The organism is Geodermatophilus bullaregiensis (assembly GCF_016907675.1).
GTDB lineage: Bacteria > Actinomycetota > Actinomycetes > Mycobacteriales > Geodermatophilaceae > Geodermatophilus > Geodermatophilus bullaregiensis.
The window spans coordinates 937,342-960,159 of the sequence record NZ_JAFBCJ010000001.1; the positions used below are offsets into that span (position 1 = coordinate 937,342).

At 74.4% G+C, this 22,818-nt stretch carries 21 protein-coding genes, 1 other RNA gene, 3 pseudogenes and 1 riboswitch; of the genes and pseudogenes, 16 read left to right on the forward strand and 9 right to left on the reverse strand.

What is annotated here, in order from left to right; translation table 11 throughout:
* Positions 1 to 147 precede the first annotated feature (147 nt).
* Positions 148 to 1,461 carry a HupE/UreJ family protein gene (locus tag JOD57_RS26680; protein WP_204690768.1) on the forward strand — a complete coding sequence of 438 codons (1,314 nt, stop codon included), beginning with the start codon at positions 148 to 150 and terminating at the stop codon, positions 1,459 to 1,461.
* A 369-nt stretch (positions 1,462 to 1,830) separates the two neighbouring features.
* Positions 1,831 to 2,052 carry a hypothetical protein gene (locus JOD57_RS04340; RefSeq protein ID WP_204690769.1) on the forward strand — a complete coding sequence of 74 codons (222 nt, stop codon included), beginning with the start codon at positions 1,831 to 1,833 and terminating at the stop codon, positions 2,050 to 2,052.
* A gap of 393 nt (positions 2,053 to 2,445) precedes the next feature.
* On the opposite strand, the pseudogene JOD57_RS04345 reads toward JOD57_RS04340, so the two are convergent.
* Both JOD57_RS04345 and JOD57_RS04350 read right to left on the reverse strand, forming a co-directional pair.
* Positions 2,446 to 2,907 (reverse strand): annotated as a pseudogene (locus JOD57_RS04345) (transposase); the annotation flags it as partial.
* Between the two features lie 271 nt (positions 2,908 to 3,178).
* A pseudogene (locus JOD57_RS04350) lies at positions 3,179 to 3,447 on the reverse strand (IS982 family transposase); the annotation flags it as partial.
* Positions 3,448 to 3,557: 110 nt separating this feature from the next.
* Between JOD57_RS04350 and JOD57_RS04355 the strand changes: the two are divergent.
* Both JOD57_RS04355 and JOD57_RS04360 read left to right on the forward strand, forming a co-directional pair.
* Complete coding sequence (locus JOD57_RS04355; protein ID WP_307824450.1) at positions 3,558 to 4,079, forward strand: hypothetical protein; 522 nt, start codon at positions 3,558 to 3,560, stop codon at positions 4,077 to 4,079.
* Positions 4,080 to 4,195: 116 nt separating this feature from the next.
* On the forward strand, positions 4,196 to 4,753 hold the full coding sequence (locus tag JOD57_RS04360) for a hypothetical protein (protein WP_204690771.1): 558 nt from the start codon (positions 4,196 to 4,198) through the stop codon (positions 4,751 to 4,753).
* A 329-nt stretch (positions 4,754 to 5,082) separates the two neighbouring features.
* Here JOD57_RS04360 and JOD57_RS04365 read toward each other — a convergent pair whose 3' ends face one another.
* The gene (locus JOD57_RS04365; RefSeq protein WP_204690772.1) at positions 5,083 to 5,508 is read right to left on the reverse strand and encodes an SRPBCC family protein; all 426 of its coding nucleotides are present in this window, start codon (positions 5,506 to 5,508) and stop codon (positions 5,083 to 5,085) included.
* A gap of 490 nt (positions 5,509 to 5,998) precedes the next feature.
* Between JOD57_RS04365 and JOD57_RS04370 the strand changes: the two genes are divergently transcribed.
* From JOD57_RS04370 to JOD57_RS27210, 3 genes and pseudogenes are all read left to right on the forward strand, one after another.
* Positions 5,999 to 6,148 (forward strand): hypothetical protein, encoded by a 150-nt coding sequence (locus JOD57_RS04370; protein ID WP_204690773.1) that lies wholly within the window; start codon positions 5,999 to 6,001, stop codon positions 6,146 to 6,148.
* Positions 6,149 to 6,289: 141 nt separating this feature from the next.
* Positions 6,290 to 6,520 carry a helix-turn-helix transcriptional regulator gene (locus JOD57_RS04375; protein ID WP_204690774.1) on the forward strand — a complete coding sequence of 77 codons (231 nt, stop codon included), beginning with the start codon at positions 6,290 to 6,292 and terminating at the stop codon, positions 6,518 to 6,520.
* A pseudogene (locus JOD57_RS27210) lies at positions 6,520 to 7,470 on the forward strand (site-specific integrase); the annotation flags it as partial. The gene JOD57_RS04375 and the pseudogene JOD57_RS27210, both read left to right, overlap by 1 nt.
* Before the next feature lie 179 nt (positions 7,471 to 7,649).
* Here JOD57_RS27210 and rnpB read toward each other — a convergent pair.
* Positions 7,650 to 8,054: RNase P RNA component class A (gene rnpB, locus JOD57_RS04385), an RNA gene on the reverse strand.
* Between the two features lie 236 nt (positions 8,055 to 8,290).
* Positions 8,291 to 8,454, forward strand: a riboswitch (cyclic di-AMP (ydaO/yuaA leader).
* A gap of 299 nt (positions 8,455 to 8,753) precedes the next feature.
* Between rnpB and JOD57_RS04390 the strand changes: the two genes are divergently transcribed.
* Positions 8,754 to 9,392, forward strand: coding sequence for a VldE C-terminal domain-containing protein (locus tag JOD57_RS04390; RefSeq protein ID WP_204690775.1), 639 nt, complete (start codon positions 8,754 to 8,756; stop codon positions 9,390 to 9,392).
* Between the two features lie 63 nt (positions 9,393 to 9,455).
* Here JOD57_RS04390 and JOD57_RS04395 read toward each other — a convergent pair whose 3' ends face one another.
* Genes JOD57_RS04395 through JOD57_RS04405 form a run of 3 tightly spaced genes read right to left on the reverse strand, consistent with a single transcriptional unit; the run spans position 9,456 to position 11,290 of the window.
* A complete protein-coding gene (locus JOD57_RS04395) occupies positions 9,456 to 10,202 on the reverse strand; it encodes a PIG-L deacetylase family protein (protein WP_204690776.1) in 747 nt (248 codons plus the stop codon).
* A gap of 24 nt (positions 10,203 to 10,226) precedes the next feature.
* Positions 10,227 to 10,931 (reverse strand): alpha/beta fold hydrolase, encoded by a 705-nt coding sequence (locus JOD57_RS04400; protein WP_204690777.1) that lies wholly within the window; start codon positions 10,929 to 10,931, stop codon positions 10,227 to 10,229.
* Positions 10,931 to 11,290: a DoxX family protein gene (locus JOD57_RS04405; RefSeq protein WP_204690778.1), complete on the reverse strand. Its 360-nt coding sequence runs from the start codon at positions 11,288 to 11,290 to the stop codon at positions 10,931 to 10,933. Before JOD57_RS04405 ends, JOD57_RS04400 begins: the two co-directional genes overlap by 1 nt.
* A 24-nt stretch (positions 11,291 to 11,314) precedes the next feature.
* On the opposite strand from JOD57_RS04405, the gene JOD57_RS04410 reads away from it, so the two are divergent.
* The 3 genes from JOD57_RS04410 to JOD57_RS04420 all read left to right on the forward strand — a co-directional run bounded on the left by JOD57_RS04410 (position 11,315) and on the right by JOD57_RS04420 (position 14,719).
* Positions 11,315 to 12,067: a sulfite exporter TauE/SafE family protein gene (locus tag JOD57_RS04410; RefSeq protein ID WP_204690779.1), complete on the forward strand. Its 753-nt coding sequence runs from the start codon at positions 11,315 to 11,317 to the stop codon at positions 12,065 to 12,067.
* A gap of 59 nt (positions 12,068 to 12,126) precedes the next feature.
* Positions 12,127 to 14,412: a putative bifunctional diguanylate cyclase/phosphodiesterase gene (locus tag JOD57_RS04415; protein WP_204690780.1), complete on the forward strand. Its 2,286-nt coding sequence runs from the start codon at positions 12,127 to 12,129 to the stop codon at positions 14,410 to 14,412.
* A 97-nt stretch (positions 14,413 to 14,509) separates the two neighbouring features.
* Complete coding sequence (locus JOD57_RS04420) at positions 14,510 to 14,719, forward strand: hypothetical protein (RefSeq protein ID WP_204690781.1); 210 nt, start codon at positions 14,510 to 14,512, stop codon at positions 14,717 to 14,719.
* A 103-nt stretch (positions 14,720 to 14,822) separates the two neighbouring features.
* Here JOD57_RS04420 and nadA read toward each other — a convergent pair whose 3' ends face one another.
* On the reverse strand, positions 14,823 to 15,854 hold the full coding sequence (gene nadA, locus JOD57_RS04425; RefSeq protein WP_204690782.1) for a quinolinate synthase NadA: 1,032 nt from the start codon (positions 15,852 to 15,854) through the stop codon (positions 14,823 to 14,825).
* 256 nt (positions 15,855 to 16,110) lie between these two features.
* On the opposite strand from nadA, the gene JOD57_RS04430 reads away from it, so the two are divergent.
* From JOD57_RS04430 to JOD57_RS04450, 5 genes are all read left to right on the forward strand, one after another.
* Positions 16,111 to 17,010 (forward strand): MBL fold metallo-hydrolase, encoded by a 900-nt coding sequence (locus JOD57_RS04430; RefSeq protein ID WP_204690783.1) that lies wholly within the window; start codon positions 16,111 to 16,113, stop codon positions 17,008 to 17,010.
* A gap of 221 nt (positions 17,011 to 17,231) precedes the next feature.
* A complete protein-coding gene (locus JOD57_RS04435; protein ID WP_204690784.1) occupies positions 17,232 to 18,851 on the forward strand; it encodes a thiamine pyrophosphate-binding protein in 1,620 nt (539 codons plus the stop codon).
* Positions 18,852 to 18,991: 140 nt separating this feature from the next.
* The gene (locus JOD57_RS04440; RefSeq protein WP_204690785.1) at positions 18,992 to 19,945 is read left to right on the forward strand and encodes an ABC transporter substrate-binding protein; all 954 of its coding nucleotides are present in this window, start codon (positions 18,992 to 18,994) and stop codon (positions 19,943 to 19,945) included.
* The gene (locus JOD57_RS04445; RefSeq protein ID WP_204690786.1) at positions 19,942 to 20,913 is read left to right on the forward strand and encodes an amino acid ABC transporter permease; all 972 of its coding nucleotides are present in this window, start codon (positions 19,942 to 19,944) and stop codon (positions 20,911 to 20,913) included. The genes JOD57_RS04440 and JOD57_RS04445 overlap by 4 nt, the downstream gene beginning before the upstream one ends.
* The gene (locus JOD57_RS04450) at positions 20,913 to 21,719 is read left to right on the forward strand and encodes an amino acid ABC transporter ATP-binding protein (protein WP_239568151.1); all 807 of its coding nucleotides are present in this window, start codon (positions 20,913 to 20,915) and stop codon (positions 21,717 to 21,719) included. The genes JOD57_RS04445 and JOD57_RS04450 overlap by 1 nt, the downstream gene beginning before the upstream one ends.
* A 41-nt stretch (positions 21,720 to 21,760) precedes the next feature.
* On the opposite strand, the gene JOD57_RS04455 is transcribed toward JOD57_RS04450, so the two are convergent.
* Positions 21,761 to 22,813 (reverse strand): phosphotransferase, encoded by a 1,053-nt coding sequence (locus tag JOD57_RS04455; protein WP_204690787.1) that lies wholly within the window; start codon positions 22,811 to 22,813, stop codon positions 21,761 to 21,763.
* Positions 22,814 to 22,818 lie beyond the last annotated feature (5 nt).

Genomic DNA, 22,818 nt, shown 5'->3' on the forward strand with positions numbered 1-22,818 from the left:
GTCGAGCTCCACGGTGGAGGGCGTCGCTCGACCATCGCTGGACGTCGGCTGTGAACACACTGTGACACTGAGCAGTCGCGAACAGTGATGCAAGCTCCCAGCCCGCACCCAGGGACCTCCCAGCAACGGCCGTCACGGTCGGACGTCGTGACCACCTTTCCCCGCTCCCGCACGCTCGCCGCTAGCGCCACCCTGAGCGGCGGCCTGAGCGCGGGCCTGGTCATGCTCACCCCCGCCGTCGCCCACGCGCACAGCCTGGACAGCAGCACGCTGTCGGTGCGCGTGGGCGAGGACTCGGTGGACGCCACCATGAGCGTGGCGCTCGAGACCCTCGACGAGGCGCTGGGCACCAACTACACGAGCGCCACGGACGTCGACTCCTACGCCGACGCGGTCACCGCCTACCTCGACGAGCACCTGACCGTGACCGGCACCGACGGGAGGACATGGACCGAGACCTACACCGATGTCGTGCGGGAGTCGGTCGAGGGCATCGAGTCCCTCAGCGTCGAGGTCACCCTCGACCCCGGCAGCGCCGACCCCTCGGCGTTCACGCTCACCTACGACGGGATTATCGACGCCGACCCAGCCCACGAGGCCGTCGTCGTCCTCACCGACGCGGCCGGCGACATCTTCACGGCCGGTGTCCTCACCGCCTCCGACAGCAGTCTGCAGCTCGGCGAGACGACCACCGGCGCGGTCTCCACGGGCCTCACCGACATGGTCGGGTACGGCCTGCACCACGTCCTCGAAGGCGCCGACCACCTGCTCTTCCTGCTCACCCTGCTGCTCGTCGCGCCCCTGGTCGTGGTCGCCGACCGGTGGCAGCGGCGCAAGGGGCTCGGGTCGACGCTGCGCCGGGTGCTCGCCGTCGTCACAGCGTTCACCGCCGGGCACTCGCTCACGCTCATCGCCTCGGCACTGGGATGGGTGGCCGTGCCAGGAGCACCCATCGAGGTGCTCATCGCCGCCTCGGTCGGGGTGGCGGCGGTCCAAGCCATGCGGCCGCTGGCGCGCCGCGGCGAGGTGCTCATCGCCGGCGGCTTCGGCCTCGCGCACGGGCTGGCCTTCGCCGGCATCCTCACCGACCTCGGCCTCGACGGCTCGGCGTCGGTGCCGGCGCTGCTGGCCTTCAACGTCGGCGTCGAGCTCGCCCAGCTGCTCACCGTGGCGCTGGTCTTTCCCTCGCTGTACGTGGTGTCCCGGACCCGGTACTACCCGGCGCTGCGCCTGGCAGGGGCCGCCGTGGCCCTCGCCGCCGCCACCGGATGGGCGCTGGACCGCCTCGGCGTACTCGCCAACCCGCTGTCCGGTGCGGAGGACGCGGTCATCGCCCACCCCTGGTCGGTGGTGAGTGGGCTTGCCGTCGTGGCAGCGTGCTGCTGGGCGGCCGAGCGCCGGCCCCGGTCACGCCCGGCCGGTTCGGTCCCGGAGGAGGTCCTCACCGCCTCGACCCGGTGACATCCGCACCGTCCGGCACCCGGTCGCCCCGCTCGGCCGGGAGGCCAAGCGCTGTCGAGCGGCGCCGGGCGAGGACCACCAGCGCGGCCACGGCCAGTAGCAGCGCCAGCCATTCCGGTGGACACCGCGCCGTCCTGAACGCGATCGTCGGGCAATCTCCATCGTTGTGGCAGGTCCGCGGCCCTGAGGGTGGCGACGAGAGCGCGCTGCTCCTGGCTGCAGCGGCGGCTCAGCTGACGAGGGAACAACGCCGCCGCTGGTGCGTCATCGGCCGCCTCGGCGACGCTGCGAGAGCCTCGGACACGATTGCCGCGTCCGCCACCCGTCCGCGGTGGCATGCCCCATGACACCGCGGGGCACGACCCGCCGGTGACGGACGACTGGAAGTTAGCGCTGGACGAGCTCCCCCTGCAGCAGCGACTCAAAGCGATCGTGGTCTACGACCTGGCGCGCGACCGGGCGGCCGGGCAGCCGCCCGACGTCGCGCACGCCACCTTGCGTGCCGCCGCTCAGGCCGAAGGGCTCGACACCAGCCATCCCTGGCTGGCCGTGGCCGCCGCCAGGATCAGCGCCAGCAACCCCGACACTTGATGCCGGCCTGAGCTGGGATCTAGGTGGACCGGTCGCTGTCGCTCGGTGCCCCGCTGCCGTTAGCCGCGCATGATCTAGCCGGTCGTGTTCCTCGTGCAGCAATCACCGGCGGCCACCTCGAGTGCCCTCGCCCACCTCATCGACACGGCCGCCCATGCGTCCTGCTCAACCGCATCGCCGCGCTGGTGATCGCGGACTTCGGCGCCCATCCCGCTCCACCGGGCGCTACCGGCCCTGCCCGAGGACAAGGCCGAACGGCCCGACCGCACTCTGGCCGAGGAAGGGGCTGCAGACGGATGAAGTACACCCGCCCCGTCACTACCTCCGCCGACCGGGGTGACGTCCCGCTGAGTGGTGGAAGTGGTCCTCACCGTGTGGTCAGCGGTGGGGTGACTATGACGCGATTAGTGCCGGCTGCGCCACCTCCTTGGTCGGGTCAGGTCGGTTGAGCAGGGCCATGGAGCCTTCGGAGAGGTAGCGGCGGTCGGAGACCTGCCATTCGTCGTGGGCCTCGACCAGCACGGCACCGGCCAGCCGCAGCAGCGCTTCGGGGTTGGGAAAGACCCCGACGACGTCGGTGCGCCGATTGATCTCCTTATTCAGCCGCTCCAGCGAATTGGTCGACCAGATCTTCTTCCAGTGCGCGACGGGGAAGGCGGTGAAGGCCAGCAGGTCCTCAGACGCGTCCCGGAGCATGGCCTCGACCTGCGGGAACTGGCGGCCGAGCATGCCGGCGATGACGTCGAGCTGGGAGCGCACGTGCTCGGCGTCGGGCTGGGCAAAGATCGTGCGGATCGCCGCGGCGACCATCTCGGCGTTGCCCTTCGGAACGCGGGCCAAGACGTTGCGCATGAAGTCGCCCGCTCATCACTCGTCAGGCCCGGCGCGCTGCCGGCGTCGATGCGCGCCTGCTGCACCCAGTTGCGCAGCGAGTCCGGCACGACCCCAGCTGCTCACCGACCCGCTTGCACGCAGCGTTGACGCTCAGCTTCTCCGGCCCCTGCACCAGATCGAGCGCGAAGCGGATCGCCCGCTCACGCAGCTCGTCGGGGTACTTCCGCGGTGCCGCCATGACTTCCATCCTTCGGGGGGGTTGGAAAGCCTCCATCAATCCCGGGGCGGTTCAAAGGCGCTGCAGCAACGGCAGCGCTGCGTGCAGCCGCTTGTTGTAGCCCGACTGCCCGGGCAGATGCGGAAAGCGCCGGGCAGCGCGGCGGGCACCAGGCGCAGCCAGCGGGCCCCGGAGTGCAATCCGAGCAGCACCTGGGCGGTGGCCAGGGTGAGCAGCTCGGAGTCGGTCAACCGCGGGCGGCGTCCGGCGCGCACACAACCAGTCAGATGGTCATCGATCCAGAAATACAGTGCGGTCAGGAGGGTGTTAAGGTCGGTACTCACAACCCGAGCGTGAGCACCCTCCGCCCGCGACTACAGCGCCCTTCGACCTTCCCGGCCGATAGGACTTACTCGTCTAGGCCGCTGTCGGAGGCATCTCCTACCGTCCGACCGTGCCCCTCGATCCCGAGCTGGTGGTGCCCACACCGGTGGAGGCCCGGCCGGTGCGGTTGCACTGGAGTGGACCGCAGAGCCGGCTCGACCAACGCGACGGCGCCCGGCAGAACGCCGCCCTGTCCTACGCGCGGATGGCCGAGGGCTACCCGTGGGCGATGACGATCGTCTACCGGTTCCTCGACGCGTGGCAGGAGTACCTGTGGCACGCGCTGCCGCTGCTCGCCGCCGCCCTCCAACCGCTGGCCGACACCGACGTGGAGAGCGTCACCGGCGACGTTTTCGCCAAGTGGGCCGAACTCAGCTGGACGGTGTGGAACCTGTGGCCCGACACCGCGACCGACATCGGCGCCGCCGAGCGGGCCATCGTCCGGCTGCGGGCGGCCTTCACCTCGACCGCCATCGACGTCGCCGCGGTGCACCGCGAGATGCTGGCCGTCGACGCCTTCTTCGGCGGTCTCGAGGCCCGCGCCGAAGCCGTCCTGGACGTCGAGCGGGACGGGATCGGACGCCCGGGCTGATCGTCATCCACCCGAGAACGCGCGAGCCACCGGCCAACAGGTCCACCCGAGGGGACGGCGCCGATAACGAGGGCGCGGGCACCGTGTTGTCGGTAGCTGCTCGTAGGTTCTTGGGCATGGTGATCTACGCGTTGCGCCGCTACGCCGTCGACCACCACGGCGTCGTCACGCGCGCGGCCGCGGCCGGTGTGTCCGCGGCCGAGCTGGCTGGCCTGGTGCAGCAGGGAGTGCTTGAGCACGTCGCCGGTGACGTGTACCGGCTGGTCGACGTCGGGCCAACCTCGTTGACCGAGTACGCCGAGGCGGTTGCGCTGGCCGGCCACGGTGCGGTGCTCGCCGAAGACGCGGTGCTGGCGCTGCATGACTTGACCGCGCTGGCGCGACCGCAGCGGCTGCGGGTGGTCGTCCCCGGGCGCCCGTCCCCTCCTGCTCCGGCGCCGTGGGTGCAGGTGCTGTTCCGCGACCTGCCCGATGAGGACGTCACCGACATCGAGGGCATCTCGGCGATGACGGTGCTGGCGGCACTGCGCGCCTGCCGCGGGCAGGTGATGAGTGAACGGCTGCTACAGGCCGTCGACCGTGCCCGCGAGGAGGAGCTCATCACCTCGGCGACCGCGCAGGAGTTGCGCGGTGAGCTTGCGCCGTCGCCGCTGCCGCCGACGCCGTGGACATAGCGGCGTATCGCACTGTCCGAGCTGATCGACCGCGTACCCTTGGGCGCGCTCGCAGACGAGGACGACGGGTCCTGGCCCGGGGACACCGAACCCCGCGGGTGGGCGATGGTAGCGGCCGACGGCACGCCGCTGCTGTGGTCCGAGTCCGGCTTCGCCAGCCCCGAGGTGGCTGGCGGGCTGCCCGGCCCAATCGCTGATCTGCTCGCCCGCGCCCCCGAGCTCGCCGAGCGGGTGCGACAGCTGAAGGAGCGCCCACCGGCGGTGTCACCAGCGGCGCTCATCCCGGCCGGCATCGAGGCCTTCGCGGCCAACTCGCGCCTAGCCGGACTTCACACCTGTCTTTCGCTCCTGACCTTGATCCCCTCGGCCTCGACGGTCAAGTAGTGATTAGTCAGGCGGCGATAGAACCGTCCCATCACCACGCCCACGGGTCCGGCCTGCTCCACAGCCAGCGTCACACGCGTACTGCCCGCGGCGAGTTCCTCGAGCAGGTGCCGAGCGGTGGTACGGACGCCCGGGCCGGTCGCCACCCAGGTGAACGAGCGACTCGGCTCGAGCTCTGTCACCACGTACTCGGTCGGAGGGATCCGGGGCTGCTCCACCCGGACTCGGGATCCGACAGCCAGCGGCCCGTCGTCCAAGCGTCGCACCGAAGTCACCGTCGGCGCCCACTCCGGCCACCGCTCGACCTCGCGCAGCACCTCCCAGACCCGCTCGACCGGGGCCTCGACGTCGATCCTGGTGCTCTGCTCCACCCGGCCATCCTGCTCCCGGTCGCTACTGGAGACAGACCAAGATCATGAGCCACACACCTGGTGCATCGCGGACGCCACGGAATTCGTGGTGACAGGTTCACGAACGTCACCTCGCACCCTCAGACCCATGGGCAGCAAGGGGAGCAGCGATTACCGCGCGCTCCAGCGTGAGCGCGAACGTCGGCGCCGTCAGCCACGGGAGCGGTCCACACCGCAGCGACAAGCGCTCGACGGCGCACCGGCCAAGGACAACTCAAAGCCTGCGGCGCGCCGGGCAGCGGCCACGACTTGCGGGTGGTGCCACGGGAGCATCACCCCGCGGTCACGGGGACCGATCCCGAAGTGGTGCTCGGCCACCTGCCGGCACCGGGCCTGGGAGCAGCACCGGGCCGCCGCTTCCGGACGCAGCGCGGTTGAGATCGTCGAACGCGTGGTGACCGTCGCGGCCGCGGCGCCAGCAGCACATCCGACGCCTCGCCAGGTCGCCTGGGTGGACCTGCTGCGGCAGCTCACCGTCCAGCTCGAGCAGGGCACGGTCTACGACAGGCACCTGGCCGCCCTCGCCGCGGCGCTGGACGACGCCATGCGCGCCGTGCACCGACGCGGGGGCGGACTGCGGTCATCGCCTCGATGGCCGTAGGGGTGACACCGGGGTGACGTACGGCTCCACGAGGCTTTCAAGGTCACCCCGCCCCGGCTGTCACCAATCGCCTCGTCTTGGCGCCTTCTCACGGTGACGGACCGCTGTCCGTACCCCACCGCCGCTGCCACAGGAGGAACCATGAACGTCCGCTTGCTGACCACCTCGGAGGTGGCCGAGCGTTTCCGCACCAGCCCCTCGACCGTCCGGTACTGGCGCCACCTCGGCATCGGCCCCGCCGGCATCCGCGTCGGCCGTCGCGTTCTCTACGACGAAGCCGAATGCGATCGTTGGTGGCAGTCGAAGGTCGCCGCCGCCGGGAGCGGACTCCCGAACCGCAGTGGTGTCGGCACGCGCACCGGAGGTCACTGATGGCCAGCGTCGACAAGCGCCCCAACGGGACGTGGCGGGCGCGCTACCGGCCGGCTCCCAACAGCGCGCAGAAGACCCGGACCTTCACGCGCAAGGTCGACGCTCAGCGCTGGCTGGACGAGGTCACCGCAGCACTCGTCACCGGGCAGTTCGTGGACCCGAACGCCGGCCGCCAGACGGTCCGGGACTACGCCGAACAGTGGCGGACGAGCCAAGTCCACCGGCCCACCACGGCCGCGCACGTCGAGACGATGCTGCGGCTGCACGTCTATCCGGTGCTCGGCGACCGCCAGCTCGCCTCGGTGCTCCCGAGCGATGTCCAGAGCCTCGTGAAGCGACTGTCCGGCGCCCTGGCGCCCAGCACGGTGGGCGTCGTCCACCGGATCCTCGCCGCGGTCTTCAAGGCCGCCGTCCGCGATCGCCGCATCGTCGCCTCTCCGTGCCTCGGGACGAAGCTGCCGAAGAACCCGAGGGAGCGGATCGAGCCACTGTCCGTCGACGCGGTCCAGACCCTCACCGAGGCGATGCCGGATCGCTACCGCGCCCTGGTGATCCTCGCCGCCGGCACCGGACTCCGGCAGGGTGAGGCCTTCGGCCTCGGCATCAACCGGATCGACTTCCTGCGCCGACAGCTGACCGTCGACCGGCAGCTGATCACCCTGCCCGGCCGGCCGCCCTACCTGGCCGCGCCGAAAACCCAGGCCTCGATCCGAACGATCCCGCTCCCCCAGGTCGTTGTCGACGCCCTCGGCGCGCACCTGAACATCCACCCCGCCGAGGCGCTGGTGTTCACCACCGAGCTCGGGGCGCCCATCCGCCGGACCGCGTTCTCCGCCCGCGTCTGGCGACCGGCGGTGAACGCCGCCGGACTACCGCAGACGGTCACGTTCCACGCGCTGCGGCACTTCTACGCGAGCCTGCTCATCCGGCACGGCGAGTCGGTGAAGACCGTGCAGGCGCGGCTGGGGCACGCGAGCGCCGCCGAGACGCTCGACACCTACAGCCACCTGTGGCCCGACTCGGACGACCGGACGAGGGCCGCGGTCGACTCGGTGCTGAGGACTGCTGAGGACTCATTGAGGACAGCTGAGCCCCCGCCTGCGCGAAAGCGCAGGTCAGGGGCGGACGACGGACGAGTCGGCCTGTACGCCGGGTTCTGTCCTCGGGCGCCTCGCGGCCTCCCGATGGGCGGTCATCCATCTAGGCCCGCCGTTGCCGGCGGGCTCGAGCGGTCCACCCGCAGGCTCGGGCGGGCAGCCCTCGAACGCCTGCGCAGGACGGCGGCCTGGCCGCCGTCCCTTCTCGACCTTGCTCCGGGTGGGGTTTACCGAGCCGCACCGGTCACCCGGTGCGCTGGTGGTCTCTTACACCACCGTTTCACCCTGACCAACGGCGGACCGCTGGCGGTCTGTTCTCTGTGGCACTGTCCCGCGGGTCACCCCGGGTCGCTGTTGGCGACCACCCTGCCCTGTGGAGCCCGGACGTTCCTCGGCGACGGGGTCTCCCCCGCCGACGCGACCGCCCGGCCGACTCGTCCGTCGTACCCGGAGTCTAGGCACCTCCGCGGCCGCGCCGGCGCACTGCCACCCCCGAGCCCTCCGGATCGCACGAGACGGCCCCCATCCGGGCGACACGCCGATCCGGGTGACGACACGCGCACCGCAACCGGCCAACGCGCCGAGTGTGACGGTCCCACGTTGTCACAGGTTCATAACGCCCTTACGGTCGCTGCGTCCGGACGGCCGTCACCTCCCCCACCCGGGGGAACCGCACCGGATGCCGCCGAGTCGCAGCCCACCCCGCGTGGGTGCGAACCGGGGACCCAACCGCACCAGTGGGGTGAGTCCCGCCTCCCGGGCACGTCCCGGGAGCGGGTAGGGCGAATCCCCGCCCGAACCCGTCAGCTGACCCGGTAGGCGGCCATGGGAGAACGGAGAGCCGCCGCGGGGTGCGCCCACGGGCCCGCCCCGCGCCCCTCACACACCCTCGGACAGGGACGCCGACCGGCACCCGTGCACTCGGGTCGGCGTAGTCGCCGCGTGCCCCTGTCCTCCGGCGCCGTGCAGGCGCCGAGCCGGGACCAGCCGGCCTGAACGCGTCGTCCCGCGGTGCAGCGGGCCCGCGCCAGGCGGTGGTCCCGGCCGTCCACACCCCGGCCCCGTGCCGTGCCACGCGTGCCCGCTGAGCAGACGGCGGCACCCGGCGAAAACCGTCGTCAGGAGTTCTCTTCGCCATGCTCTGGAACACCCAGCACCACACCGCGCCCGACCAGCAGATCGTCCCCGCCTCCCGTCCGCGAGGGACGGTCGTCCGCCGGACGGCGGCGGTCGGCGCCTTCGCCGTCGCGTTCGCCTTCGCCGGCCAGTCGGTCGCCCAGGCCGACCCGGGCTGGGGCCGGGGGGACTCGGACCGCTGGTCCGGCAACTCGGCCACGGCTGAAGCGCCGGCCCCCGCACCGGCGGCGGCCCCCGCGGCGGCACCGGCGGCGGCCCCCGCCGCCGCACCCGCCGTCTCGACCAACCTCACGGGCGCGCCGACCTCCACCTCGACCGCCTACAGCGCCTGGGCGCCGCACGTGCGCCCGGTCGTCGCCGAGGTCGCGCAGACCCACTCGGTGTCCACCGTCTACACGCGTCCCGGCCACTCCCCCACGCAGGAGCTCGCCGCCGACTTCATGGTCTACAGCGACAGCGGCAAGGGCGACGCCGTCGCCCAGTACGTGATCGACAACGCCGCGCGGTTCAACGTCGACTACGTCATCTGGGAGCAGCGGATCTACATGATCGGCGGCTCGGGGTGGCAGGCGATGGAGGACCGCGGGTCGGCCACGGCCAACCACATGGACCACGTGCACGTCAGCTTCAACCCCTGACGGCCCCTGCCGCGGGGACGCGGCGCCGAGCCCCTTCGGCGCCGCGTCCCCGCGGCTCGCGGCTCAGCCGGCGTAGAGCGCGAAGCCGGCCACCCGCCGCCCGCCCGAGCGCGGCGAGGCCGCCGTCGCCATCTCCACCTGCCGGCGCGCCTGCTCCTCGACCGAGTCGTCCGACAGCGCGGCCAGGTAGCGCCGGTGCTCCACCAGCGAGGCCACCGCCTGCTCGACGACGTCCTCCACGTCGACGACGTGCGTCACCCCCAGCGGCGTCGCGACGGCGATCCACCGCACGCCCTGCCACGGCTCCGGGTCGGCCAGCTCGGGGAAGATCCACTCGTTGGCCGCGTCGCCGACGGCGTCGAGGACCGAGCGGCCCAGCGCCCGGTGGTCGGCGCTGTTCCAGTAGGCCGGCGCCGCGCCCGGCGGCGTCCACGTCTCGCCGAAGTACATCGTCACGACCAGCTCGGGCCGGTGCCGCCGGATCGCCGCGGCCAGCGCGCGGCGCAGGTCCAGCCCCTCGCTCAGCCGCCCGTCGGGGTGGCCGAGGAACTCGACCACCGACACCCCCACCGCGGCGGCCGACCGCCGCTCCTCCTCCTCGCGCACCGGCCCGGCGGCCTCCGGCGGCAGCCCGGCGATGCCGGCCTCCCCGCTGGTGGCCAGCACGTAGCGGACGTCGCGGCCGGCGGCGGTCCACACGGCGACGGCCGCCGCGGGCCCGTACTCGATGTCGTCGGGGTGCGCGGCGATCACCAGGGCGCGCCGCCAGTCGTCGGGCAGGGGCTCGTAGGGCTGCTCGGACTCGGTCATGGACGCCGAGTCTGCCCGCGCCGGTCAGCGCGCGGCGACCCGCAGCAGCACCCCGGCCAGCTCGGCCGGCGCGCTGACCATCGGGTCGTGCCCGGTCTCCAGCCGCACGACCTCCCACCCCGGCTGCGAGCCGACCAGCTGCTTGGCCGGCCCGACGGTCGCCAGCGCCGGGCTGGTGCAGTCGACGTAGGTGCGCGGGCGCGCGAGCCACCGCTCGAGGTCGAAGGAGACCGGGTCGTCGTAGACCCCGCCCGGCTGCGGCGTCTGCCGGCGCGCCACCCAGTCGGCGTCCGCGCCGGTGAGGCCGAAGGCGGCCGGCGGCGGTGCCGGCAGGACGCCGGTGTCCTCGATCGCCGCGCGCCGGGCCGCCTGCACCTCCGGCGGGTTGCGGGTGGACCACGACTCCCCCGGCAGCGGGACGACGCCGTCGACGTAGACCAGCGCACCGACCTCCTCGCCCAGCCGGTCGGCGGCACCGGTGACCACCACGCCGCCGTAGCTGTGCCCGACCAGGACCGCGCCCCGGCACTCCTCGGCCCGCACCGCGGTGACGACGTCGTCGACGTGCGTGCCGAGCGTGACCGCCGGGGACAGCTGGTGCGCCCGCTCGCCCAGGCCGGTCAGGGTCACCGTCACGACGCGGTGCCCGGCCGCCCACAGCAGCGGCACGACCCGGCGCCAGCTCCACGAGCCGTGCCAGGCGCCGTGCACCAGGACGACGTCGGCCATCAGCGTCCCCGGGCCACCCGCAGCGCCGCGGCGACCAGCGGCGCCTGCAGCGGCAGCCGGACGGCGGCGATCGCCAGCGGCACCGGCCGCCGTCCCGCCAGCCGGAACTGCTGCAGGTGGGCCGGCACGAAGCCCGTGAGCAGTCCGGCGGCCGACCAGCCGCCGGCCCGCCGGGTCGCCGGCGCGGCCAGCAGCGCGGCGGTGACGATCTCCGCCACCCCGGTGTCGAGCACCCAGGCGCGGGCGTCGCCGAGCTCGGGGGGCACCAGCGGCTGGAAGGTCCGCGGCCGCACCAGGTGCAGCACGCCGGACGAGCCGAGGGCGGTGGCCAGCCAGGTCGCCGGGGCGGGGAGGCGCATGCGGTCACCGTAGGCTGCCCGCTCGTGTCCGCCGCCGACCTGCTCGTCGCCGCCGCGGTCGCCCTCGGTGCCGGCGCGGTCAACTCCATCGCCGGCGGCGGCTCGCTGATCCTCTTCCCCACGCTGGTCGCGCTCGGGCTGGGCACCGTGCCGGCCAACGTGACCAACTCGGTGGCGCAGTGGCCGGGCTACCTCGGCGGCATGCTCGGCTTCCGCCGCGAGTACGCCGGCCAGCGCGGGCGGCTGGTCCGGCTCGGCGTGGTGTCGGTGCTCGGCGGCGTCGCGGGCAGCGTGCTGCTCCTGACGACGCCGTCGGAGGCCTTCGACGTCGTCGTCCCCGTGCTGGTGCTGCTGGCCAGCCTGCTGCTGGCGCTGCAGCCGCTGCTCACCCGCCGGCTGCGCGGCCGCGAGGACACCGCCGCCCGCGACCCCTGGTGGCTCTACCTCGCGCTCTTCCTCGCCACGGTCTACGGCGGCTACTTCGGCGGGGCGCTGGGCGTCATCCTCGTCGGCGTGCTCGGCACCGCGCTGCACCGGCTGTCGCTGGCCAACGCGCTGAAGTCGGCGTTCTCCGCGGTCACGGCGACGGTCACCGTCGTCGTCTTCGGCCTGTTCGGCCCCGTCGCCTGGACGGTCGTCGCCGTCGCCGCGCCGGCCAGCCTGGTCGGCGGGTTCCTCGGCGCACGGGTGGCCACCCGCATCCCGGCGACGCCGCTGCGGGTCCTCATCGTGACCTTCGGCGTCGCGGTGTCGGTCTACCTGTTCACCCGGATCTGAGCCGCCCCCTTGGAGTGAGTCGGCTCCACACCGGCACGGCGGCGTCCGATTCCCCTGGCATGTCCGGTCCTGCCCGCGCCCGGCTCCTGCCCGGCCTCCCGCGGTGGGTGCTCCTCGTGGCCCTCCCCGTGCCGCTGGCCGCCGTCGTCACGGTGGTCGTGCAGCGCTCCGTCGTCCCCGGTGCGCCGGGCCCCGGTGCGGCCGGTCTGCTCGGCGGCCTGGGCCTGCAGGCCGCCTTCTGCGGGCTGCTCGTGTGGCGGGCCCGGCGGCAGCTGCACGAGCGGGTGGTCTGGAGCCGGCTGGCCCTCGGCTCGGTCGTCTTCTCCGTCGCGGTGGTGACCGGGGCCGTGCTGGGGCTGTCCGGGGCGACCGCCTCCCTCGCGGGTGTCCCGGTCGCCTGGGCGCCGGTCCTCGCCTTCCCGCTCCTCCACAGTGGGCTGGTGCGGTGGAACCGCTCGAGCGGTCACCTGGCCGACCCGAACGACGTCCTCAACGGCGTCGCGGGGGTGCTCGCCGTGGTGGCCGTGCTGAACGTCGTCCTCGTCCGGTCCGGCTCCCCGCTGACCGCCGGGCCGTGGTGGGAGGTGCAGGCGCTGCTGGCCCAGGTGGCCACCGGGGTGGTGCTGCTCGGCACCGTCCTCTCCGTGACGGCCCTCGCCTCCCTGCAGCACGACCCGCGGCCGTGGCTGGTCGCCGCCGCCGTCACCGTGACCCTGACCGGGGACCTGGGGACGCTGCTCACCGACGGCGGGACGGCCGGCTGGACGACGGCGGCCGAACCCGCCGGCGCCGCCCTCGTCGGCCTGGCGGCGGCGCTCTCGCCCACCCGCGCCACGCCGCGCCCCGCTGACCCCGCGGCGTCGACGATCGGTTCCTTCGTCGTGATCGCGGCCTCGACGGTGGTCCTCCTCCTCGAGCGCGGCCCCACCGTCGCCGGCTGCTGTGCGGCGCTGGCCGTCACCGGCGCCGGCGTGCGGCTGCTGATGAACGTGCGCGAGCTCGCCCAGCTGGCGGTCAGCCGGCGCGAGGCGCTCACCGACGAGCTCACCGGGCTGGCCAACCGCCGTGCGGTGCTGCGCCGGGTCGAGGAACTGGGCGGCGAGCAGCTGCCGGTGGCCCTCGCCCTGCTGGACCTGGACAAGTTCAAGGAGGTCAACGACGGCCTGGGACACGCCGCCGGCGACGACCTGCTGCGGCTGGTCGCCGGGCGGCTCACCCCGCAGCTGCGCACCGGCGACGTCCTGGGCCGGCTGGGCGGCGACGAGTTCGCCGTCGTCGCGCTGCTCGACCCCGGCGCCACCACCGAGGACTGCGCCGCCCTGGGCCGCCGCCTCGCCCGGCAGCTCGACGAGCCGTTCGAGGTGGGCGGCATGTCGGTGCACGCGGCCGCCAGCGTCGGCGTGGCCTTCCGGCCTGGCACGGACGACGGCGGCCCGGACGGGGCGGGGCGCACGACCACCACCGAGCTGCTGCGGCAGGCCGACGCCGCGATGTACTCCGCCAAGCGCACCGGCGGCGGGGCGGCGGTCTACGACGCCGCCCAGCACGGCGACGACCGCGGCAGGCTGGCGCTGGTCGAGGAGCTGCGCAGCGGCCTCGGGACCGGCCGGCTGGTGCTGCACCACCAGCCGCAGGTCGACGTCGCCACGGGCCGGACCGTCGGGGTGGAGGCGCTCGTGCGCTGGGCGCACCCCGTGCGGGGACTGCTGTCCCCCGCCGAGTTCCTCCCGCTGGCCGAGGTGCACGGCCTCATGCGCGCGCTCACCGACGAGGTGCTGCGCCAGGCGGTCACCCAGGCGGCGGCCTGGCGCCGCGCCGGACGGGACCTGCGGATGTCGGCGAACCTGTCGGCGAGCAACCTGCTCGACGTGGACCTGCCCTGGCGGGTGGCCGACCTGCTGCGCGACGCGCAACTGCCGGCCGACCGGCTGGTCCTGGAGATCACCGAGAGCGTGCTGCTCAGCGACCCGGAGCGCAGCCTGGCCGTGGTCGGCCGGCTGGCCGACCTGGGCGTGACCGTGAGCATCGACGACTTCGGCACCGGCTACTCGTCGCTGTCCTACCTGCGCGACCTCCCGGTCGCCGAGCTCAAGCTCGACCGGTCCTTCACCGCCGACCTGCGCACCGACGGCCGGACGGAGGCCATCGTGGCCAGCACGATCACGCTGGCGCACCGGCTGGGGCTGCGGGTGGTCGCCGAGGGGGTCGAGGACGAGCCGACCCTCCTCCACCTGGCCGGGCTGGGCTGCGACGAGACCCAGGGCCACCTGCACTCCGCACCGCTGCCGGCCGCCCGGCTGGAGACCTGGCTCGACCGCGCCGGTGCGCCGCTGGCGGTGTCCTGACCGCCTGGAGGGGCGGGTGTGACGGACGGGTCCACGTCCGGCCCGGACACGCGCCCGCGTGCCGCGGCCGGACGGCGTCGCTGCCTAGCGTCGCGGCATGCGCGAGCGACTCTCCCCGGTCCGGGACTCGAGCGACACCGCCCGGGTCCAGCAGCTGCACCTGATCGCCGCGGCGCGGGCCGCGGCCGTGCGCCCCACGTCGCGGCAGCAGGTCTCCGACATCGTCCGGGTCACCGCCGACGACGAGGTGGACACCCGCACGTTCCGCGCGATCGTCGCCGACATCTCCGCCGACGTCCTGCGCTGAGGGCGGGCCCCAGGGCCCGCCCTCAGCGTCGTGACGTGCTGGAACGGCCCGCCTGCAGGGGCCCGCCGCGAGCGGAGCGAGTGGTGGGGGGCAGGAGGGTCCTTCACTCGCCGCCGCGGCCGGGCTCGCCGATGGCGATCATCGCCTCGACGGCCCGGCGGGCGCGGGCGGCGGTCTGCGGGTCGACGTCGACGGCACCCTCGCCGGTGCGCAGCGTCCGCAGCAGCTTGGCCGGGGTGATCATCTTCATGTAGCGGCAGGCGGCGCGCTCGTTCATCGGGATGAACGCCGTCCCGCTGTTGAGGGCCCGCAGCTGGTGCAGGATGCCGACCTCGGTGGCCACCAGCACCTGACCGGACGACGTCCGCGCCGCGGCCTCGACCATCCCGCCGGTGGACAGCACGCGGGTCCGGTCGGCCGGCAGGTCGCCGTAGCTGACCAGGTCGAGCACCGAGGTGGTGCAGCCGCACTCGGGGTGCACGAGGATCTCCGCGTCCGGGTGCGCGGCCATCTGCGCGCGGACGTCGGCGGGGCTGATGCCGGCGTGCACGTGGCACTCCCCCGCCCACACGTGGATGCCCTCGCGCCCGGTCACGCGCTTGACGTGCGCCCCCAGGAACTGGTCGGGGCAGAAGAGGATCTCCCGGTCGGCCGGGATGGACCGCACGACGTCGGCGGCGTTCGACGACGTGCAGCAGACGTCGGTCTCGGCCTTGACCGCGGCGGTGGTGTTGACGTAGCTGACGACGACGGCGCCCGGGTGCTGCGCCTTCCACTCGCGCAGCTGCTCGGCGGTGATCGAGTCGGCCAGCGAGCACCCGGCGGCGTGGTCGGGCAGCAGCACGGTCTTGTCCGGCGAGAGGATCTTCGCCGTCTCGGCCATGAAGTGGACGCCGCAGAAGACGATCTCGCGGGCGTCGGTCTGCGCCGCGACCCGCGACAGGTACAGCGAGTCCCCGGTGACGTGGGCGACGTCCTGGATCTCGGGCACCTGGTAGTTGTGCGCCAGGATCACCGCGCCGCGCTCCTCGGCCAGCCGGCGGACCTCGGCCGCCCACGTCTCGTACTCGGCGGGCGAGAGGGTGCGCTCGTCGCCGACGACGGCAGAGGTGGCGGGCGCGATGGTCGCGGTCACGGGGCTCCTCGTGGGCAGGCGCGGGCGCTCATGGTCCCCGCCCGGGTCCGGCAGCGGCAGCGTGGGGTGCCCGGGGCGGGTGTCCCGTGCAACAGCTCCCGGGCGGGGGCGCTTCCGGACGCCGCCCCCGCCGGCGACCCGGTGGCTGTGACCCCGCGCACACCTCCGACGTCGAGGCCGGACACGACTCGCGGCGCGGAGCCCGCGGCAGCCGGGGAGGATGCACCGGCAACGCCGGAGCAACGCTGGGGGTCAGGTGACCACACTGCTCGAGTCCGTCGCGTGGATCCACGGCGCGGCGGACTGCTCGGACACGAGCGACCCGCTGATCCAGGTCCACCGCCTGGACCGCGACACGTTCGTCCTGCGGCTGAGCAAGTGCTACAGCTTCGAGGCCAACTTCCTCTTCCTCCTGCTCGGCCGTGACCGGGCCCTCCTGCTGGACACCGGTGCCCGGCCCGACGCCGGCGCGCGCGACCGGACGCTGCCGCTGCGCCGCACCGTGGACGAGCTCCTCACCCGCTGGTCGGCCGAGCGCGGCGTCCCCGAGCCGGACCTCGTCGTCGCCCACACCCACGCCCACGGCGACCACGTGTCCGGCGACGACCAGTTCACCGGGCGGCCGCGGACCTCCGTGGTGGCGCCGACGCTGCCGGCGGTGACCGGGTTCTTCGGCCTCACCGACTGGCCGGACGGGGAGGCCTCGCTCGACCTCGGCGGGCGGCGGGTGACCGTCCTGCCGATCCCGGGGCACGAGCCGACGCACATCGCCGTGCACGACTCCGGGACCCGGGCCCTGTTCACCGGCGACACGCTCTACCCAGGCCTGCTCACCGTGCGGGACTGGCCGGCCTTCCGGCGCAGCGCCGCCCGGCTCGCGGACCTCGTCCGGCGGGAGGAGGTCTCCGTCGTCCTCGGCGCCCACGTCGAGATGACCAGGACACCGGGCGAGCTCTACCCGCTGGGCACGACCCACCAGCCCGACGAGCACCCCCTCCCCCTCACCCCGGCCTCCGTCCTCGAGCTGCACGAGGCCTGCGAGGCGATGGCCGGGGCGCCGCACCTCGACGTCCACGACGACTTCGTCATCCGCCCGCCCCTCCCGGACGAGCCGGCGTCCGGGACGGCCGGCGGCCCGGCACAGCCCGGGACGTGACCACCGGTCGTGGACGGATAATCCACCGGCGCGGCGCGGACGGTACAGATCGGCACTAGGCGCCGGCCCACCCCGCACCTACCTTGTCCGCCACCAGCCGTGTCGCCCACGACACACCGGCCGGCGCGCCGGTCCGCGTCGTCAGGAGGTCCACCCGTGAACCGGTCGCGAGGCCCCGTCGACGCAGCACCGTGCCGGCCGCCGGCGGAGCCGGTCCGGGCATGACCGCGGTGCGCAACGGGGGCTCGGCCGTCGTCGACGCCCTCGTCTCCGAGGGGGTCACCGACGTCTTCGGCATCCCCGGCACCCACAGCCTCGAGCTGTACCGGGCGCTGGCCGCGCGCGGCCTGCGCCACGTCACCACGCGGTCCGAGCAGGGCGCCGGCTACGCCGCCGACGGCTACGCCCGCACCACCGGCCGGCCCGGCGTCTGCCTCGTCACCAGCGGGCCGGCGGTCAACAACGTCGCCGCCCCGGTGGGCACCGCCCACGCGGACTCCGTGCCGCTGCTGGTGGTCGCGCCCGGCCCCCCGCGCGGTCTCGAGGGCGCCGACGTCGGTGAGCTGCACGAGATGCGCGACCAGCGAGGACACATGGCCGCGGTGGCCGAGCGGGCGGTGCGCGCCTCCAGCCCGGAGGAGGCGGCCGCCGCCGTCCACGAGAGCTTCGCGCACTGGCGCACCCACCGGCAGCGCCCGCACTTCCTCGAGGTCCCGCTCGACGTCCTCACCGGAGCCTGGGACGGCGAGGACCCCGGACCGCTGACCGCCCCCGCGCACCCCGGCCCCGACGCCGGCGACCTCGCCCTCGCCGCCGGCCGGCTGGCCGGGGCCGAGCGACCCGCGCTGCTGGTCGGCCGCGGCGCGGTCGCCGCCGCGGACGGCGTCCGCGCGCTCGCGGAGCTGCTGGGCGCGCCGGTGGTCACGACCGTGAACGGCAAGGGCGTACTGCCCGAGCGGCACCCCCTGTCGGTGGGGGCCTCGGTGCGGCTGGCGCCCGCGCAGCGGCTGCTGACCGACGCCGACGTGGTGCTCGTCGTCGGGACGGCCCTGTCCGACGCCGAGGTGTGGGGCTGGGCGCCGGACCTGCCGGGCACGACCATCCGGGTGGACGTCGAGGCCGGTCAGCTGTCCAAGCGGCTGACCCCCACCGTCGGCCTGCACGGCGACGCGGCGACCGTCCTCCCCCGCCTCGCCGAGCTGCTGGCTCCCGACGCCCCGCCCCGCCGGGACGGTCCGGCGCGGGCGCAGCGGGCCCGCGAGGACTGCGCGGGAGCCGCCGCGCCCGAGGCGGGACCCTGGGCCGGGCTCAACCGGGCGCTGGCCGCCGCCCTCCCGCCGGAGACGATCGTGGCCGGGGACAGCTCCCAGGTCACCTACTACGGGACGGCGCACTTCTGGCCGGTGTCCGCGCCGGCGCAGCTGCTCTACCCCACCGTCTACGCGACCCTCGGCTACGGCCTGCCCGCGGCCATCGGGGCCGGGGTCGGTGCCCCGGGACGGCCGGTGGTCGCCCTGGTCGGGGACGGCGCGCTGATGTTCTCGCTCGCCGAGCTGGCCACGGCGGTCGAGCAGCGGCTGCCCCTGCCCGTCGTCGTCGTCAACGACCACGGCTACACCGAGATCCGCGACGGCATGCGCCGGGCCGGCATCCCCCCGTTCGCCGTGGACCTGCACACCCCGGACTTCGCCGCGGTCGGCCGGGCCGTGGGCGCGCGGGGCGTGTCCGCCCGCTCGGTGGAGGACGCGGTCGCCGCGGTGGTGCGGGCCCTGGACGCCGACGGGCCCTCGGTGGTCGAGGTCGACGCCGGCGCGCTGGCCGCCGCGGCGGGGACGCCCTGATGGCCACCCGACCGCCGGCCCGGGACCGCGACCAGGTCACGGTCCTGTCGCGTTCCCCCGCGCGACCTGCCCTTCCGGGCGGGGAGTCCGCAGGATCCACCCCAGAGCACACCCCAGCGAACCCGACCCCAGGAGATCCGATGTCCGCGCGCCGCAAGTCACTGACGTCCCGCCCCGTCCGCGGTGCGGCCCTGCTCGTGGCCGTCGCGGCACTCACCGCCGCGTGCGGCGGCGCGTCCGACGGGGAGGGCGAGGAGACCGGGGCGGCCGCGTCCACGGCCGGCGGCGAGGCCGCGGCCGCGGTGGAGGCCGACCAGGAGCTCAACGCCATGCTCCCGGCCGACGTCCGGGACGCCGGCACGCTCGAGGTCGGCACCGAGGCCCTGTACCCGCCCTACGAGTACCTCGACGAGGACGGCCAGACGATCATCGGGCTCGACCCGGACCTGCTCGACGCGATCACCGGCCGGCTGGGCGTCGAGTACACGCTCACCAACACCGCCTTCGACGGGCTGCTGCCGGCGCTGGACGGCGACCGGTTCGACGTGGTCGCCGCCGCGGTCACCGACACCACCGAGCGGCAGGCGAACTACGACTTCGTCGACTACTTCCTGGCCGGCCAGGCGATCGTGGTCGCCTCGGGCAACCCGGAGGGCATCGAGGCGGTCGAGGACCTCTGCGGCCAGCCGGTCTCGGTGCTGGTGTCCTCGGCGCAGGAGTCCCTGCTCAACCAGTTCAACGGCGAGCAGTGCGCCGCCGACCCGATCCAGATCACGTCCCTGCCGACCGACCAGGACGCGCTGCTGCAGGTGCAGAGCGGGCGGGCGACGGCCAGCTTCACCCAGGAGCCGGTCGGCCGCTACAACGCCGCCCAGATCGCCGGCGGCAACGCCTTCGAGGTGGCCAACTCCGAGACCCTGTTCCCGAGCCCGCTCGGCTACGTCTTCGACAAGGAGGACACCGAGCTGCGCGACGCCTGGCAGGCCGCGCTGCAGTCCCTGATCGAGGACGGGACCTACACCGAGATCCTGGAGTCCCACGGGCTGGAGTCCGGCGCGGTCGACGAGGCCACGATCAACGCCGGCACGCAGTGACCGCGTCCACCCCGTCGCGCACCGCGGCGGCTCCTCCCGACCCCGGCACGCTGAAGGCCGTCCCGGTCCGCCACTACGGGCAGTGGGTGGCCGCCGTCGTCTGCCTGGGGCTGCTGGTCCTGCTGGTCCGCGCCGTGGCGACGAACGAGACGATCCAGTGGGACGTCATCGGGTCCCGGATCTTCTTCGACGCCATCCTCGACGGCCTGGTGACCACGATCTGGCTCACCGTGGCCAGCATGGTCCTGGGCGTCCTCGGCGGCGTGCTCGTCGCGGTGCTCCGGCTGTCGGACAACCTGCTGCTGAGGAGCATCAGCGCCGCCTTCGTGTGGCTGTTCCGCGGCACCCCGGTGCTCGTGCAGATCCTCATCTGGTTCAACCTGGCGCTGTTCTTCCCGCGGCTGGGGTTCGGCAGCGCGAGCGTCTCGACCAACGACCTGATCACCCCGTTCACGGCGGCGCTGCTGGCGCTGACCCTCAACGAGGCCGCCTACATGTCCGAGATCGTCCGCGGCGGGATCCTCGCCGTGGACGGCGGCCAGCGGGAGGCCGCCGAGGCGCTCGGGATGACCAGCGGCCTGGTGCTGCGGCGGATCGTCCTGCCGCAGGCGATGAAGGTGATCATCCCGCCGACGGGCAACGAGCTGGTGACGCTGCTGAAGACGACCTCGCTGGTCGCGGTCATCGGTGCCGGCGACCTGCTCACCCAGGCCCAGGCCGTGGGCGCCACCGACTTCACCCGCCTGGAGATGCTCATCGTCGCCAGCATCTGGTACCTGGTCCTCACGACGATCGCCAGCGCCGGCCAGGCGCTGCTCGAGCGCCGCTTCCTGCGGGGCAGCACGCACGCCCGCGGCCGGTCCTCGCTGCTGCGGCGGATCGCGACGGACCTGCGGCCGGGACGCAACCAGGCGGCCGGCGCGGTCCCCGCGCCGGTGCCCCCGTCCGAGGAGAGGGACGCGCGCTGATGACGACCGGGTCTGCCGCGGAGGCCGCCACCGTGTCCGGAGGTGAGCGGCTGGTGGTGGAGGCGCTGGGCATCCACAAGTCCTACGGGTCCCTGGAGGTCCTCAGGGGCGTCGACCTGCGGGTGCGCCCCGGCGAGGTCACCTGCCTGCTGGGCCCCTCCGGGTCGGGCAAGTCCACCCTGCTGCGCTGCCTCAACCACCTCGAGCGGGTCGACGCCGGGACCGTCCGGATCGACGGGGAGCTGGTCGGTTACCGGGTCAAGGGCGACAAGGTCTACGAGCTGCCCAAGCGCGAGGTGGCCCAGCAGCGCCGCAACGTCGGCATGGTGTTCCAGCGGTTCAACCTCTTCCCCCACATGACGGTGGTGCAGAACGTCATCGAGGCGCCCACCCGGGTGCTGGGACAGCCGAGGGCCGAGGCCCGGGAACGGGCGCGGGAGCTGCTGGCCCAGGTCGGGCTGGCGGACAAGGCCCAGGCCTACCCCGTCCAGCTGTCCGGCGGCCAGCAGCAGCGGGTCGCGATCGCCCGGGCACTCGCCATGCAGCCCAAGCTCATGCTCTTCGACGAGCCCACCTCGGCCCTCGACCCCGAGCTGGTCGGCGAGGTGCTCGACGTGATGCGCCGCCTGGCCGACGGCGGGATGACGATGGTCGTGGTCACGCACGAGATCGGCTTCGCCCGCGAGGTCGGGGACACGGTCGTCTTCCTGGACGGCGGGGTCGTCGTCGAGGAGGGCACGCCCGCCGACGTGCTGGGCCGGCCGCAGCACGAGCGCACCCGCTCGTTCCTCAGCAAGGTGCTCTGATGGCCCCGCCCGCCTGCCCGCCGACCGGCCGGCGGGCGGGGTCAGCCGCGGGTGAGCCGGCGCACCTCGGCGGCCACGGCGTCCCGGTCGGCGGCCAGCAGTGCCCGGAGGGCGGGCACCGAGCGCGCGGACCGGGCGGCCGCGTAGACGGCCCGCGTCCCCGACGAGCGGGCGGCCCACACCGCGGCGTTGACCGCCAGCCGCGTCCGGGCCAGCGGGAGGAGGACCTGCGCCTCCGCGTCGTCCAGCGACGCCTCCCGGCCCCAGCCGGCGACCACGTCGAGCAGCCCCCGCAGCGGATCGGCGGTGAGCCGGGCGGCGTAGCCGGCTGCCACCGCCAGCTCGGCCACCCGCAGCCCCAGCAGCATGTCGCCGAAGTCGAGGACCCCGATCACCCGGGGGCGCCCGCCGACCCGCCCGACGAGGAGGTTGGCGTCGTGCAGGTCCTGGTGCACGACGGTGCGCGGCAGCCCGGCGAGGTGCGGCGCCACGTCGGCGGCGAACCCCTCGGCGGCCGCGGCGGCGAGCTCCCGGACCACCGGGTCCCGGACGTCGGGCAGCGCCTGCAGGATGGTCCGCCGTCCGCGGGAGGCCTCCCACACGTGGGTCAGGCCCGGTGGCGGCGGAGGCGCGGTGGCGAGGGCCGCGGAGAGCCGGGCGGCGGTCCCGCCGACCGCGCGCAGCAGGTCCCGGTCCACCTCGGCCGCGTGCAGCGGGAGACCGGTCAGCCACTCCTCCACCACCACCAGGACGGGGATCCCGCCGGCGTCGGCTCCGGACACGGCCGACCCGCTGCGGTCGGGGAGGACGCCGGGCACGGGCTGCCCCTCGCCGGCCAGGCGGGTCATCACGGCGGTGCGCCACTCGAGCGCCGGGCGCTCCTCCGCCTCGTCCCGGGTGACCTTGACCGCGAAGCCGCGGCCGGCGTCGTCCTCCAGGCGGCAGATGGTGGCCAGCTCCCCCTCGACCGGCTCGATCCGCCGGGGCCGCCACCCGTAGCGCTCGGCGACGAGGGCCCGCACCTGCTCGACGCCGAGGTCGAGGACCCGCCCGCCCGGCGGCTCCGGGGAGGGCTCGCCCACGACCACGCCCACGGCCC

Excerpts from the sequence above, each read along its gene's own strand:
- JOD57_RS04395 (WP_204690776.1), bottom strand. The coding sequence starts at position 10,202 with ATGACCGAGTCCGAGCAGCCCTACGAGCCCCTGCCCGACGACTGGCGG.
- JOD57_RS04420 (WP_204690781.1), top strand. The coding sequence starts at position 14,510 with ATGCGCGAGCGACTCTCCCCGGTCCGGGACTCGAGCGACACCGCCCGG.
- JOD57_RS04440 (WP_204690785.1), top strand. The coding sequence starts at position 18,992 with ATGTCCGCGCGCCGCAAGTCACTGACGTCCCGCCCCGTCCGCGGTGCG.
- JOD57_RS04415 (WP_204690780.1), top strand. The coding sequence starts at position 12,127 with ATGTCCGGTCCTGCCCGCGCCCGGCTCCTGCCCGGCCTCCCGCGGTGG.
- JOD57_RS04390 (WP_204690775.1), top strand. The coding sequence starts at position 8,754 with ATGCTCTGGAACACCCAGCACCACACCGCGCCCGACCAGCAGATCGTC.
- JOD57_RS04450 (WP_239568151.1), top strand. The coding sequence starts at position 20,913 with ATGACGACCGGGTCTGCCGCGGAGGCCGCCACCGTGTCCGGAGGTGAG.
- JOD57_RS04360 (WP_204690771.1), top strand. The coding sequence starts at position 4,196 with ATGGTGATCTACGCGTTGCGCCGCTACGCCGTCGACCACCACGGCGTC.
- JOD57_RS04400 (WP_204690777.1), bottom strand. The coding sequence starts at position 10,931 with ATGGCCGACGTCGTCCTGGTGCACGGCGCCTGGCACGGCTCGTGGAGC.
- JOD57_RS04405 (WP_204690778.1), bottom strand. The coding sequence starts at position 11,290 with ATGCGCCTCCCCGCCCCGGCGACCTGGCTGGCCACCGCCCTCGGCTCG.
- JOD57_RS04375 (WP_204690774.1), top strand. The coding sequence starts at position 6,290 with ATGAACGTCCGCTTGCTGACCACCTCGGAGGTGGCCGAGCGTTTCCGC.
- JOD57_RS04435 (WP_204690784.1), top strand. The coding sequence starts at position 17,232 with ATGACCGCGGTGCGCAACGGGGGCTCGGCCGTCGTCGACGCCCTCGTC.